Genomic DNA, 14,116 nt, shown 5'->3' on the forward strand with positions numbered 1-14,116 from the left:
TGCAATCATGAAAAGCGAACTCAACATTGCAGGTAGCAGCGGGACCGAATTGCCCATGAATGCTTTCGTCGTCGCAAGCGCGGCCCATATCGCGCGCCTGGACGGCGCGATCGGCAGCAATCGGGCCAGCAAGCTGCACACGATCGCCCTGGATCCGGGCATGTCCGTTCCGCACTCTGTGATGGACCAGGCCGAGATGCTGGTGCTGGAAATCGATCCTGCAAGCGAAGCCTCGCTCGCCCGGATGGAACAGGTTCGCCGCGACCGGCCGGGGCTGCCGCTGCTCGCGGCCGTCGAAAATGCCGATCTGCGCCTTGTCCGGGCGCTGTTGCGGCAGGGTGTGACCGATGTGGTGGCGCTGCCGTTCGATTTCGACGAGTTGTTCACGCAGGTCATCGATGCCGCGGCGGCCAACAGCCATGCGACCGGCATGGACCGGCTCGCCCCGATGGCGACGATGGTGCATGCGGTTGGCGGATCGGGGGCGACCACCGTCCTGACGCATCTGGCCGCCGCCATTGCCGATGACGGCGCCTGCGGTTCGCGGGTCTGCCTGATCGACCTCGACCTGCAGTTCGGCGAAGTGGCCACGCAGTTGGGCATGACGCCGCAGCACAGCGTGCTCGACCTGCTGGAGGCGGGTGAGCGGCTGGACGGCGATCTGATCCGCGATACCTCCGTGCAGACGAAGCACGGCTATTACATCATCGCGGCGCCCAGCCAGATCACGCCGTTGGAGGATGTCGATGTCGACCGCCTGCTGCGCATGCTGACGCTGGCACGGCGCGAGTATGATTTCGTGCTGCTCGACCTGCCGGTGAACTGGACCAACTGGTCGCTGTCGGCGGCGCTGGCCTGCAGCGAGATGCTGGTCCTGACCGACCAGACCATCGGCGGGCTGCGCCAGACGCGGCGCTGCCTTGACCTGTTCGACATGATGGATGTTCCGCGCGAGAACCTGCACCTGATCGTCAATCGGGCCGAGAAGAAGATGTTCCAGTCGATCGGCGTTCACGAGGTGTCGGACACGCTGCATCGCAGTGTCTCGGCCACGATCGCCAGGGACAAGACGGGCCTGGATTCCGCGCAGGACCAGGGGCTGCTGCTGGGCGAGATCAACAAGAAGGCGCCATTCGTGAAGGATGTGGCCAGGCTGGCGGGACAGATGTGCCAGCGCCATGGGGGGCAAGGCTGATGAAATGGTCGGTGAAGCGCGCGGAGCAAGCCGTCCAGACTGATGGCTATGCGCCGCTGGCGCTGCAGACGCTGGACGGCGAGCAGGACGAGGCGAAGAAGCGGGCGCTCGACCTCAAGGTCTCGATCCACAGGGCGCTGCTGGACAAGATCAACCTGTCCGCGCTGGAACAGATGCCGCGCGAGCAGATCCGGACCGAGATCACCGAGATCATCGGCGAGATCCTGATGCAGCGGCAGGAGCCGCTGAACCGCACCGAACGCGCCGCGCTGATCGACGACGTGCTGGACGAATTGCTTGGCCTCGGCCCGCTCGAGCCGTTGCTGAAGGACGATTCCATCACCGATATCCTGGTGAACGGTCCTGACATCGTGTTCGTGGAACGCAACGGCCTGCTGGAACGCGCGCCGACCGAATTCCAGAACGACAAGCACCTGATGCGCATCATCCAGAAGATCGTCAGCGCGGTGGGTCGCCGCATCGACGAATCCTCGCCCTTCGTCGATGCGCGTCTTGCCGACGGTTCGCGCGTGAACGCGATCGTGTCGCCGCTGGCGGTCGATGGCTCGCTGCTCTCCATCCGCAAGTTCGCCAAGAAGCGGATCGGTATCGACCGGCTGATCGAACTGGGATCGGTGCCCGAGGCGATGGCGCAGGTGCTGCGCGCAGTGGTCGCCTCGCGCCGCAACGTGCTGATCTCGGGCGGTACCGGGTCGGGCAAGACGACGCTGCTGAACGCGATGAGTTCATACATCGATCCGCGCGAACGCATCGTCACGATCGAGGATTCGGCCGAGCTTCAGCTGCAGCAGGAGCACGTCGCGCGGCTGGAAACGCGCCCCCCGAACGTCGAGGGCAAGGGCGAGGTGACCCAGCGCGAGCTGGTGAAGAACGCGCTGCGCATGCGTCCCGACCGTATCATCGTGGGCGAGGTTCGCGCCGGGGAGGCGTTCGACATGCTGCAGGCGATGAACACCGGTCACGACGGTTCGATGACGACGGTGCACGCCAACACGCCGCGCGACGCGCTGTCGCGCCTGGAGCAGATGATCGGCATGAGTGGCATCGACATGCCTCCGCGCTCGGCGCGCGCCCAGATCGCGTCGGCCATCAACGTGGTGGTGCAGGTGGGGCGCCTCGCCGACGGCCGCCGCCGCGTGCTGAGCCTGAGCGAGCTGACCGGCATGGAGGGGGAGACCATCACCATGCAGGAAATCTATCGCTACAAGATCACCGGCCGTGACGAGAACAACAATGTGATCGGCAGGTTCGAGGCGACCGGCATCCGGCCCAAGTTCCACGGCGACGCGCTGTCGGCGGGCATCCACCTGCAGCCAGAGCTGTTCCGCCCGGACTTCGAGATGGGCTCATGATCGACACGCTGCTCAAGGCGGTCACGCTGCTGGCGATCTTCGGCACGGTTTTCCTGATCGTGCAGCTCGGCCTGAACTACACCTGGTCCAGGACCGCGCATACGCGCGCGGTCAACAAGCGTCTGACGATGATCCGCCAGGGCACGACCCGCGACGAGATCCTGGCGCGGCTACGCAAGAACACCCCGCAGGATCACGCCAACCTGCCCCCCGTCGTCGCGCGGATGCTGCAAAAGCTCGAACGCACGATGATGGCGGCGCAGGTCGGGTTCACGCCGCCGCAGATGATCATGGTGATGGCCGCCGCCTTCATCGTGATCGCGGTGCTGCTGATGCTGCTGATCGGCGGGGCGGGCTTTTCCTTTACCGCGGGGACTATCCTGCTGTCGATGGTGCTGGCCGCATCGGCCGCGTTCATCCTTCCCGTCATGGTGCTCAGCATGATCGCGACCAAGCGGCGCAAGCGGGTGGAGGAGCAGTTTCCCATCGCGCTCGACGTGTTCGTGCGCGCGCTGCGGGCGGGCCACCCGATCGCCGCGGCGCTCGAGCTGCTGACCGAGGAGATGGAAGACCCGATCGGCAGCGAATTCGGCCTTGTCGCGGACGAGGTCGCCTATGGCGCGGACCTGACCGACGCGCTGACCGCCATGGCGGAGCGTTGGGACCTCGACGACATCCGCATGTTCGTCGTCTCCCTCTCGGTGCAGAACGAGACGGGCGGCAATCTGGCCGAGATCCTGCAGAACCTGTCCGAAGTGATCCGCGCGCGCGCCAGCCTGTATATGAAGGTCCGCGCGCTCAGCTCCGAAGGGCGGATGACTGGATGGATGCTGACGATCCTGCCGGTCGCGGCCTTTATCGGCCTGTTCATGGTGAACCCCGAATTCTATCTGTCGGTGGCAGAGGACCGCATGTTCATCATCGGCTTCATCGTGCTGATGGTGATGTATGTCACCGGGTTCCTGTGGATCCGCAAGATCATCGATCTGAAGGTCTGACGCCATGATTGACTTTATCCTTGCCAACCAGACCGCGCGTATCGCCACCCTCGTCGGGCTGTTCGCGATCGTTGCCGCGCTGGTCTATCTGGCTCTTGGCGCGTTTTCGCGCCGGGCGCAGATCCGCGCGGGCCTGCAGACGCTGGGCACCGAGCGGCGCGAGACGCAGAGCGCGGCCAGCCTGCGCGAATCGAACAATAGTTCGGCCTGGGCCAATCTGGCGGACATGGTCGAGCGGACCGGCCTGAGCCTTGCCGATTCGAAGAACGACCGCCTGCGCGACAAGCTGATCGAGGCGGGCTATACCCATCCCTCGGCGCCGCGCATCTTCACGCTCTGCCGGCTGGTGCTGCCCTTTGTGCTGGTGCTGGGCTTCGTGCTCGTCATGTATTCGCGGCCCGAGCCGCCGGGCTTCTTCTCGCTGTATATCTTCGGGTCGCTGCTGGGTTTCCTGGGGCTGTACCTGCCCAACATCTATATCCAGGCCAAGGCCGACCGCCGGCGCGAGCAGATCGTGAACGGCTTTCCCGATTGCCTCGACCTGTTGCTGGTGTGCGTCGAAGCGGGTCTCGGGATCGAGGCGGGGATGGACCGCGTCGGGCGCGAGATGGTGCAGTCGCACCCGCTGGTATCGCAGCTTCTGTCGGTGGCGGTGCTTCGACTGCGCGCCGGTGCCAGCCGCGAGGAAGCGTTCCGCAAGATGGCCGACATGGCCGGGGTGGACGAGATCCGGTCCTTCACCACCTTGCTGGTGCAGTCGGACAAGCTGGGCACAAGCATTTCTTCAACATTGCGCGTCTATGCGGGCGAGATGCGCGAGAAGCGCCGGATGCGCGCCGAGGAAAAGGCGCACCGCATTCCGGTGCTGATTTCCGTGCCGCTGGTGGTATGCATGCTGCCCACGATGATCGGCGTGCTGATGCTGCCGGCAAGCATTCGCGTCGTTCGCGACATTTTCCCGCTGATGAACGGGTAAGGATAACTGGGGGTATCCGATTATGCTGCATTTCAACGTCAGAAAGGTCGCCGCCGCCACGGGGATCGTGGCCGCTTCGCTTGCCCTGTCGGGGTGTCAGGCCCTGTTCGGCCCGTCCCTTGCGTCCCGGGGGGAAGCGCAGAACGTGGACATGGCCGACTATTTCGAAGGGCGGCTGGCCGTCGGACGTCTGTACCTGGAAAAGGGCCTGACGACGCAGGCGATCATCGCGTTCCGGCAGGCGTCCTATGATCCGCGCTTCGCGGGCGAAGCCTTCAACGGCATGGCCGTCGCCTATGACCAATTGGGGCGGACCGATCTGGCGCATCGCTATTTCAACATGGCGGTGGCCGCTGCGCCCAAGGACGATCGCTTCTCGCGCAACCTCGCCCGGCTGGAGAACCGCATTCCGGTCCTGCCCGACGCGGTGACGCAGGTCGAGCCGGTCGAACTGGCGCAGCTGGAACTGCCCGAACCTGCCGCCGCCAACCCTGTAGAGCCGGTGCTGGAGAGGCGCGGTGCCATCACCATCGGTGCCCGCCCCGCAAGCGGCATCGTGGTCGCGAGCAAGCCGGAAACCGCCGCCATTCGCACATCGCGGTCGGAAGTGCGCGTTGCCCCTCCCGCGGCAGCACCTGCCGCAGAGCCGGCGCGAACCGCCGCACGCGCGCCTGCCCGCAGCGAGGGCCGCGCCGTCATCGCGCGTGCCCGGCGCAGCGCGGCGGCACGGCGCGGCTATCCGGTCCGGCTCGTTTTCAACGACCACAAGGCCAGCCTGGTCTCGCAGGACTGATCGATCGTGGAAATGGTGCCGGCCGTCTATCTGGCGGCTTTCAGCCTGCTCGCCCTTGCGGGAGCGTGGACCGACCTTCGCACGCATGTCATCTCGAACGGGTTGAACCTGGCGATCCTGGTGCTCGGCCTCGTTCTGGTGCCGTTGGCGTTTGGCTGGATGGCACTGGTCTGGGGGCTGGCGCATTTCGCGGCGGCTTTGCTGGTGGGGATTGCGCTGTTCGCGATCGGGGCATGGGGCGGCGGGGATGCCAAGTTCTTTGCCGCCTGCGCATTGTGGATTCCGATCCAGCATACTGCCGCCTATCTGGTCGGACTGGGCATAGCGGGACTGTTCCTGATCCTTGGCTGGGTCATCTGGTCCAAGGCGCGGGGCCAGCCGATGTCGCGCAAGTCTCCCTTGCCTTACGGTGTCGCGATTGCGGCGGGCGGGATCTTCGCGGTCGTTTCATTGCCGATGCTGGGTATCTGGCCTGCCTGACGCGGGAACGGTGGCCCCATGCCGGCATTTGATGGGTGATGACGCCAGCTTCGAATAATCCGGCAAGGCGGCGGCAGACACGCAGGCAGCGCATCGCGGTGATCGCCGTGGTGGCCTTGCTGCACCTTGGCGGCATATACGCCCTGCTCCGCGCGTTCGATATCGATGTCATTCCTGAATCGGCTCGCTCGATCATGGCGTTCGATGTCGAGCTTCCCCGCGCTCCGCCTCCGCCCCCGCCGCCCGAGCCCGTGCCGGAACCCGAAGGCGCTGCCGCGCCGCCCGCTCCCAAGGCCGAGCCGATTCCGAAGGCTGCACCGCTGCCCAAGCTGGTGGTGAAGCCCGATCCCCCGCTACCGCCCGCCCCGGCGCAGGGGTCCGAGACACGGTCCGGCGCCGCCGAGGAAGGCGCGGGTTCGGGCGGCGGCGGCATCGGTTCGGGCACGGGCAGCGGCGGTTCGGGCAGCGAGCCGGGCGGCGGGGTCGCGCAAAAGGCGGTCAAAATCGCCGGCGACATCGTCGATGCGCGAGACTACTCGCGCAGCGGCAGCCGCGCCCGTTCCGGCACATCGGTGACGGTTTACTTCACGGTCGGGGTCGACGGCGTCCCCCGCAACTGCCGCGTCGCCAGACCAAGCGGGGACCCGGAGGCCGACCGCATAACATGTCGCCTGATCGAACAAAGATTTCGCTATCGCCCGGCATTGGACCGTGATGGCAAGCCGGTTGCCGATACTACGGGATGGCGTCAGTCGTTCTTATTGAATAGCTAGGATTGTGCGCTTGCGAAAAAGCAAGACGATCTCTTTCTAGTGCTTTGTCGTCTTGTTGAAGCCGGTTACCATGCGTCCAGCCGCCCGATTCTCGCGATAATTTTGCAGTCGCGAAGGAACCTAAGGGTTCGCGGGCGCATTGAGGAAGATGCCGCCTCAACGCCGGGGATTATGCCAAATGGGTAATGGGACTTCACAAGGACAGCCGCCACGCCATTCCGGGAAAGCCGGATCCTCCAACCCGCCTGTCGCCAACCCGCTTGTTGGCAGTGAAGTCATTCGTTTGTTTTCCAATGCCGCCAAGCAGGCCGCGCGCCGCCGCGTTGCGCTGATCGGCACCTATGTCCCGCGCAAATGCGGGATCGCGACCTTTACCGGTGACATCGTGGAGCAATCCGCCAATTTCCATCCGGACATCCATTTCGACGTCTATGCGCTGACGGATCCGGCCAAGCCCGTGGATCACGGCAATATCGCGGGCGAAATAGCGCAGCACGATCCCGACGATTATGCCCGTGCGGCGCGGCGGATCAACGAATCCGGCGTCGACGCCATCTGGATCCAGCACGAATACGGCATCTATGGCGGCGATTGCGGCGAGATGATCCTGGATCTCGTGGACCGGGTGGCGGCTCCGCTGATCGTCACGCTTCATACCGTGCTGGCCCAGCCTTCTGCCAAGCAGCGCCGGATCGTCGAACGGCTGATCGACCGCGCTTCGCAGGTGATGGTGATGGCGCGCCATTCGCGCGATCTGCTGATGGGCATGTACAATGTGGGCGATGCCCGCATCACCGTCATCGAACATGGCGCGCCCGATCGTCCGTTCGGCAGGCAGGACGAATTCAAGCGCGCGATGGGTCTGGACAAGCGCACCGTCATGACGAGTTTCGGCCTGATCGGGCCGGGCAAGGGGCTTGAGCATGTCATCCAGGCATTGCCCGCGATCACCTCTCGCCATCCCGATTTCCTGTATCGCATCGTGGGCGCGACCCACCCCAATCTGGTCGCCGAGCAGGGTGAGAGCTATCGCGAAGATCTGCGCGCGCAGGCCGACCGTCTGGGCGTGGCGGGCCATATCGAATGGGACGACCGCTTCGTCGAGACCGAGGAATTGCTCGATCAGCTGGAGGCGAGCGACATCTATGTCACCGCCTATCCCAATCTGCAGCAATCGACGTCCGGCACGCTCAGCTATGCGGTCGCGCTGGGCAAGGCGGTGATTTCCACCCCCTATCTGCATGCGGCCGAACTGCTGGCCGACGGGGTCGGCGATCTGATCGAACCATGTTCGAGCGAGGCCATTGCCGCTGCGGTCAATCGGCTGCTCGACGATCCGGCGGAGCTCGCGGCCATGCAGAGGCGGGCCTATGCGCGCGGGCGGGAGACGATCTGGCCGCGCTATGCCGATGCCGTGGCGCGGCTGATTGACCGGGTCGCTGCCGATGCGCCGCGCCGCCGCATGGCAGAGCTTCAGACGCCGGCCTTGTCGGGTTTCCTCGACATGTGCGACGACACGGGCATGTTCCAGCACGCGATCGGCAAGGTACCCGATCGGCGGCACGGCTATTGCATCGATGACAATGCGCGGGCGCTGATGCTGGTCAGCCTGGCGGATGTGATGGACGAGCCGACCGCCGACCGGATGGCCTCGTGTTTCGCGGCTTTCATGAATCACGCCTGGAACCCGGATACGAACCGCTTTCGCAACTTCATGCGATTCGATCGCGGCTGGTGCGAGGACAGCGGCTCTGACGATGCGAACGGGCGCGCCTTGTGGGCACTGGGTCATACGGCGCTACATGGACGGAGCGAGGACATTCGCTGGTGGGCGCGAGGCCTGTTCGACGAAGCTCTGTCGATGATGGACGACATCGGATCGCCGCGCGCGATCGCCTTTGCCACACTGGGCGCTGCATGCCGGGTGGAGGGCGAGCCCGACCATGCAGGCGCGCTTGCCCTGTTAAATCGCAGCGGCGAACTGCTGCACCGCCTGCTGGCGGAATCGCGCCGCCCCGACTGGGCTTGGTTCGAGGCTGTGCTGGGTTATGACAACCCAAGGCTGTCGCAGGCCCTGATCGAGGCAGGGCGCATCACCGGGCGCGGCGAATGGACGCTGGCCGGGCTGTCCAGCCTGCGCTGGATCGCGTCGATGCAGCTGTCGGCCACCGGCCAGTTCCGCCCCGTCGGGTCGGAGACGTTCAGCCACCCGCACGAAGCACTGCCCTTCGACCAGCAACCGCTTGAGGCGCAGGCTGCCATCGAGGCGGCGGCCAGCGCGTTCCGCGTCGATCCGTCGCGGCGCTGGGTCGAACATGCGCGCACCGCCTATCGCTGGTTCTTTGGTGAGAACGACCGCGGTGCGGTGCTTGCCAACCTGCGCACCGGCCAGTGCCGCGACGGCATCACGCCGCGCGGTGCCAATCGCAATTGCGGTGCAGAATCGATTTTGGCATTTCAGCTTGCCTATTATGGCGTGCTAGCGCTGGCTCGTTCGCATCAGGACGAGTCGGATTCATCCGGTGGCGATCCGGAAGATCAACCCTTGGCGCTTGGCGCGGGAGACATTCTTGAGAAAAGGCGACTACCCGAAAAGCCCGCTGCGAATTTCTGACAGCAGGCTGCATGCAGATCATTCACGCGTTGTTCTTCGCCCCTTTCACCTAGGCTGGCAGGCGCGCACCGCCGACGGCAATCGCGCCATGAAGCTGATCGATGACATTGCCAGCCTCTCCGAAGAAGCGGTCGAGGCGGAGTATGCGCATGTCTGCCACGATTTCCTCGAGCGGCACTGGCAGACGGAGCAGATGTTCCTCGAGCGCTATGCCGAGGTCGAGGAAACGCTGGAACTTGACCCGGAGAACTATTCCGAACTGCGCAAGAAGCTGATCGGCAGCTATTTCTGCCACGAATATACCTATGCCGCAGCCGCGCTGATGAACCCGTCGATCGTCCCGCATCCGGACCAGAGCGGGATGAACGACGATGCCTGCCGCTTCGTGATGAGCCTGCGCGCCGTGGGCGAGGGGCACATCAGCTCGATCGCCTTTCGCGAGGGGATCATGGAATCGGACGGCACGTTCCGCCTCTGGCCGCAGTCGAGCTTCGCGACCGCCGCCAATTCGGCCGATATCCCGCCGGAAGGCGACGGCGCGGTGCAGGTGCATCGTCATCCCGAAAGCAGCCTGTCCAACACGGTGATCTTCCCGATTACCGAGCAGCAGGCGGGAGGGCTGGAGGATCTGCGCCTGGTCCGGTTCGACCACGGCGACGGCGACTATGAATGGATCGGCACCTACACCGCCTATTCGGGCCGTTCGATCCGGTCGGAACTGCTGCGCACCCGCGATTTCCGCAGCTTCACGCTGGAGCCGATCCTGGGCAAGGCGGGCCGCAACAAGGGCATGGCGCTGTTTCCGCAGAAGATCGGCGGCCGCTATGCGATGGTCGGGCGGCAGGACGGCAAGAACCTGTTCCTGATCTACTCCGACGATCTCGTCACCTGGGACGATGACGGCGAAAAGCTGATGGGCCCGAAATATCCCTGGGAATTCATCCAGATAGGCAATTGCGGTAGCCCGATCCTTACCGACGAGGGGTGGCTGCTGTTCACCCATGGGGTCGGGGCGATGCGCAAATATTCGCTGGGATGCGCCCTGCTGGACCGCGACGACCCTTCCAAGGTACTGGCGCGCAGCCCCGCACCGGTTCTGGCCGCAGAGGACGACGACAGGTCGGGCTATGTGCCGAACGTGGTATATACTTGCGGGGCCTTGAAACTGGGCGGCAGCATGTTGATTCCTTACGGTATATCGGACAGCGCGGTGGGCTTCGCCAGCTGTTCTGTCGAAGACCTGCTGGCGATGATGGAGTAACGCCCCGCAATGGCAAAAATGGTTCCTGTCGTGCTGTGCGGTGGCAGCGGCACGCGGCTGTGGCCGCGATCGCGCAAGAGCTTTCCGAAGCCCTTCCTGCCGCTGATCGGCGAGACGACTCTGTTCGAGGCGACGCTGCAACGCTGCGCCGATGCGGGCAGCTTCCTTCCCCCCATCGTGGTGACGGGCGAAAGCCACCTTGCCCATGTCGACGACCAGCTGGGCGACCTGCCGGGTGCGGGCATCATCGTCGAGCCGATGGCCCGCAACACGGCCGCGGCAATCGCGATGGCGGCCTGCCGGCTCGCGCCGGACAGCGTGATGCTGGTGTGCCCGTCGGACCACCACATCGCCGACGTGCAGGCTTTCGAGCGCTCGGCCAGGCAGGCGGCCGCGCTTGCGGACGATGGCTGGCTGGTCGCCTTCGGCATTACCGCCACCGCGCCCGAGACGGGCTATGGCTATATCAAGCGCGGCGAGCCGATCGGCCCCGGCGCCTATCAGGTCGAGCGTTTCGTCGAGAAGCCCGACCTTGACCGGGCACGCGAGTTCCTGGCCGATGGCGGCTATAGCTGGAACGGCGGGCTGTTCGCGTTCCGCGCGGATCGCTTCATGGAAGAGCTGGAAGCCCACCGCCCGTCAATCGCTGCCGCCGCGCGCAAGGCTGCCGAGATGGGCCGGGAAGAAGGCCGACGTTTCCATCCCGATGCCGATGCCTTTGCCGAGATCGAATCGGAATCGGTCGATTACGCGGTCATGGAAAACACGACCCGCGCCGCCGTGGTGCCCGCCAGCATGGGCTGGTCCGACATCGGAAGCTGGACCAGCCTGCGCGATGCGCTGCTGCGCGACGGCGAGGGCAACACCGTCAACGGGCGCGCCGAGCTGGTCGATTGCAGCAATGTCTATGTCGAGACCGACGGACCGCGCGTGTCGGCGATCGGGCTGGACGACGTGGTCGTAGTGGTCGATGGTGACGAAGTGCTGGTGACCACCGCGGCGGGCGCGCAAAAGGTCGGCAAGCTGCAAGGCGCGGCACGGCAATAGACAATGATAACGGGCCGGCACGATGTCGGCGGCAATGATGAAGGTTGCGGCGATGGCTATTCTGCCCACGCGTGAGGTCGAGAAGGTGTGGGGCCGGGATACGCTGCCCGCGCCGTTCTCGGCGCCCGAAGGCAAGCGCATTGGCGAGATCTGGTTCGAGCCGCCCGAGCAGCTGGGCGAGTTGCTCGTCAAATATATCTTCACATGCGAAAAGCTGTCGATCCAGACGCACCCCGACGACGACCAGGCCGAGGCGATGGGCAAGGGCCGGCAGGGCAAGTCCGAGTGCTGGTATGTGATCGATGCCGATCCGGGCGCGACGCTGGGTGTGGGCTTCGCCGACGATATCGACGCGGATGCAATGCGAGCCGCCGCCCTCGACGGATCGATCGAGGATCTGATGGTCTGGCACGAAGTCAAGGCGGGCGATTTCTTCTATATCCCCGCCAATACGGTGCACGCGATCGGCGCGGGTGTCAGCCTGATCGAGGTCCAGCAGAACTCCGACATCACCTATCGCCTGTACGATTATGGCCGCCCGCGCGAACTGCATCTGGAAGACGGCATGGCCGTCGCCAAGGGCGAGCCCTATGACCCGGCGCTTTCCCGCCATGTGCCCGATCGCGGCAGCTTTCGTCTGGTGGATGGGCCGTTCTTCATCCTAGACCGGCTGGACGGACCGCCGGACACCGGCACGGCGGCGGATTACGCCGGCCGGCTGCTGGTCATTCCGCGCGACAATCCCGTGACGGTCGGCGGCGAACAGGTCCACCCCGGACAATGCGCGCTGGCGGACGACATCGCTTCGGTCGAGTTTCCACAGGACGGCTGCTGCCTGATTGCGCGCCCCGTCTGATCGCATCTTGCGCAAGGGCGCGTCCGGACTACATTCGCCGCCATGATAGCGGAGACCATCCAGCTCGCCCTTGCGCCCGTGTTCGTACTGGTCGCGATCGGCAACATCCTCAACCTGCTGGCTGGCCGGCTGGGCCGGGTGGTGGATCGCGCGCGCGCGTTGCAGGTCAAGTACAAGGAAACCGAAGGATCCGAACATGACGAGGTCGTGCGCGAGATCCGGTCGGTCGATCAGCGGATCGCCATGATCAATCGCGCGATGCTGCTGTTGGTGGTGTCTGCCCTGATGATCGGGCTGACGGTGCTGTCGATCTTCCTCACCACCTATTACTGGGCGCATCTGGGCTGGCTGGACGGGGTGTTCTTCCTGTTCGCGCTGATGCTGCTGATGATCGCGCTGGTCACCTTCCTGTCCGAGGCGCGGCTGGCGTCAAGCACGCTGCGCATCCCCGCGCAGCTGCTGGAGAGCCACCGCAAGCTTTAGCTCAGCAGCTTGCGGCCCTTGTCTTCCAGCGTGCCGCTGATCATCGGTTCGACGAAGGACAGGGCGGGCGGCAGGTCGATTTCGAACACCACCTGCGTATCTTCGACATCGACGTGGCCGGTCAGTTCCTGGCCCATGGCGCGGATTATCATCAACATACGGTCGTCGCTCTGCCACGAGGTTTCGATCTGGGCGAGGCCGCCCGGCACGAAATCCGTCATGTCGCCGCGGCGCGTGTCGAGACGGCGGCGCACTTCGGCACGGTCGAGCGAATGGGGTACGGCTACGCGCATGGTCTAGGGTCTCTCTTGCAGAAGGGTCAGCGCTTGCTGCGCGAAGGCAGCGGGCTGTTGTCGAAATCCAGCGGCACGCCCCTATCGAGATCGGGCCTATCGAGATCGGGCCTGTCCAGATCGGGCCTGTCCAGATCGGCGCTGTCCAGATCGGCGCTGTCACGGTCGGGGCGGGGCAGGGCGACATCGGCCGCGCCGGGCGGCGGTAGGGCGGCATCCTGCGCCGACACCTCGCCCAGCGGCATGTCCGGCGCGCCATAGCGGTAATCGAGATAGCGGCTGCGGATTGCCAGCTCGTCCAATGCGCCTTCGGCCAGCTGGCGGGTGACGGTGTCGATTTCGGCGCTGATACGCTGCAATCCGTCCACCAACTGCACGTCGGGCGTACCGCCCGCGCGCGCTTCGCGGCGCAGGTGCGACGGGATCGCGGTATAGCTTGCGACCATTTGCGGCAGATGTTCGCCCACCAGCTTGCGCACCTCGACCGCGGCGGGCGTATTCTCGTCCAGGCCGGTCAGCTGCACGCCCAGCCCGTCGAGTTGGCTGCCGATATGGTCGATCAGCTGCACCGCGGGCGCGGGCAGCGCGGGGCGCTGCGCTTCCAGCCACAGTTCCGTCCGGTTGACGGTCTGCTTCAGGTCGCCTTTGGTCAGATCCTCGCGCCGGGGCATCTTGATGCGCGGAAAACGCAGGAACACGAAGGCGGCCACGATCATCAGCAGGACGGTGACGAACAGCCCCTCGAACCCCAGCGCCGATACGAAGGCGCCGAAGGCCATCGACGCGATCACGATCACCGCCAGTGCCACCGCGAGGCGCAGCAGCTTGCCGGTCAGGTGCTTGCGCTTGATCCTGGCCGAACCCTTCCCGATCGATTTGCCGCCCACGCGCCGACCGCCCGCGCGCTGATGCGTCAGGCTGGACTTGGCAGAAGCCATGATCCGGTCGGATTCGTGCGTGCTGTCGGCCATGCG

Annotated in this window: 14 protein-coding genes; 12 read left to right on the plus strand and 2 right to left on the minus strand. The window is 65.2% G+C overall.

Annotated features, from left to right (window positions below; translation table 11 throughout):
- Positions 1 to 7: 7 nt before the first annotated feature.
- The 12 genes from A9D14_RS01150 (at position 8) to A9D14_RS01205 (ending at position 12,849) form a co-directional block, all read left to right on the plus strand.
- On the plus strand, positions 8 to 1,195 hold the full coding sequence (locus tag A9D14_RS01150; RefSeq protein ID WP_066842254.1) for an AAA family ATPase: 1,188 nt from the start codon (positions 8 to 10) through the stop codon (positions 1,193 to 1,195).
- Positions 1,195 to 2,568: a CpaF family protein gene (locus tag A9D14_RS01155; RefSeq protein ID WP_066842256.1), complete on the plus strand. Its 1,374-nt coding sequence runs from the start codon at positions 1,195 to 1,197 to the stop codon at positions 2,566 to 2,568. The genes A9D14_RS01150 and A9D14_RS01155 overlap by 1 nt, the downstream gene beginning before the upstream one ends.
- Entirely contained in the window at positions 2,565 to 3,566 is a 1,002-nt protein-coding gene (locus A9D14_RS01160) for a type II secretion system F family protein (protein ID WP_066842257.1), read from the plus strand. The genes A9D14_RS01155 and A9D14_RS01160 overlap by 4 nt, the downstream gene beginning before the upstream one ends.
- Before the next feature lie 4 nt (positions 3,567 to 3,570).
- Positions 3,571 to 4,542, plus strand: coding sequence for a type II secretion system F family protein (locus A9D14_RS01165; RefSeq protein WP_066842258.1), 972 nt, complete (start codon positions 3,571 to 3,573; stop codon positions 4,540 to 4,542).
- Positions 4,543 to 4,564: 22 nt separating this feature from the next.
- On the plus strand, positions 4,565 to 5,335 hold the full coding sequence (locus A9D14_RS01170) for a hypothetical protein (RefSeq protein ID WP_066842259.1): 771 nt from the start codon (positions 4,565 to 4,567) through the stop codon (positions 5,333 to 5,335).
- A 12-nt stretch (positions 5,336 to 5,347) separates the two neighbouring features.
- Positions 5,348 to 5,815, plus strand: coding sequence for an A24 family peptidase (locus A9D14_RS01175; protein WP_066842261.1), 468 nt, complete (start codon positions 5,348 to 5,350; stop codon positions 5,813 to 5,815).
- Between the two features lie 38 nt (positions 5,816 to 5,853).
- A complete protein-coding gene (locus tag A9D14_RS01180) occupies positions 5,854 to 6,588 on the plus strand; it encodes an energy transducer TonB (RefSeq protein ID WP_083987496.1) in 735 nt (244 codons plus the stop codon).
- Positions 6,589 to 6,871: 283 nt separating this feature from the next.
- Positions 6,872 to 9,202 (plus strand): glycosyltransferase family 4 protein, encoded by a 2,331-nt coding sequence (locus A9D14_RS01185; RefSeq protein WP_066842262.1) that lies wholly within the window; start codon positions 6,872 to 6,874, stop codon positions 9,200 to 9,202.
- A gap of 88 nt (positions 9,203 to 9,290) precedes the next feature.
- Positions 9,291 to 10,463, plus strand: coding sequence for a glycoside hydrolase family 130 protein (locus A9D14_RS01190; protein ID WP_083987500.1), 1,173 nt, complete (start codon positions 9,291 to 9,293; stop codon positions 10,461 to 10,463).
- A gap of 9 nt (positions 10,464 to 10,472) precedes the next feature.
- Entirely contained in the window at positions 10,473 to 11,510 is a 1,038-nt protein-coding gene (locus A9D14_RS01195; protein ID WP_066842264.1) for a mannose-1-phosphate guanylyltransferase, read from the plus strand.
- Positions 11,511 to 11,562: 52 nt separating this feature from the next.
- Positions 11,563 to 12,366, plus strand: a complete 804-nt coding sequence (locus tag A9D14_RS01200) for a class I mannose-6-phosphate isomerase (RefSeq protein WP_066847846.1) — start codon at positions 11,563 to 11,565, stop codon at positions 12,364 to 12,366.
- 42 nt (positions 12,367 to 12,408) lie between these two features.
- Positions 12,409 to 12,849, plus strand: coding sequence for a DUF2721 domain-containing protein (locus A9D14_RS01205; RefSeq protein WP_066842268.1), 441 nt, complete (start codon positions 12,409 to 12,411; stop codon positions 12,847 to 12,849).
- On the opposite strand, the gene A9D14_RS01210 is transcribed toward A9D14_RS01205, so the two are convergent.
- Together A9D14_RS01210 and A9D14_RS01215 are read right to left on the minus strand one after the other, a co-directional pair.
- Complete coding sequence (locus A9D14_RS01210; protein ID WP_066842270.1) at positions 12,846 to 13,142, minus strand: polyhydroxyalkanoic acid system family protein; 297 nt, start codon at positions 13,140 to 13,142, stop codon at positions 12,846 to 12,848. The genes A9D14_RS01205 and A9D14_RS01210 overlap by 4 nt on opposite strands.
- A 26-nt stretch (positions 13,143 to 13,168) precedes the next feature.
- Positions 13,169 to 14,113 carry a hypothetical protein gene (locus tag A9D14_RS01215; protein WP_066842272.1) on the minus strand — a complete coding sequence of 315 codons (945 nt, stop codon included), beginning with the start codon at positions 14,111 to 14,113 and terminating at the stop codon, positions 13,169 to 13,171.
- Positions 14,114 to 14,116: the final 3 nt, after the last annotated feature.

This window comes from Croceicoccus marinus, assembly GCF_001661675.2.
GTDB lineage: Bacteria > Pseudomonadota > Alphaproteobacteria > Sphingomonadales > Sphingomonadaceae > Croceicoccus > Croceicoccus marinus.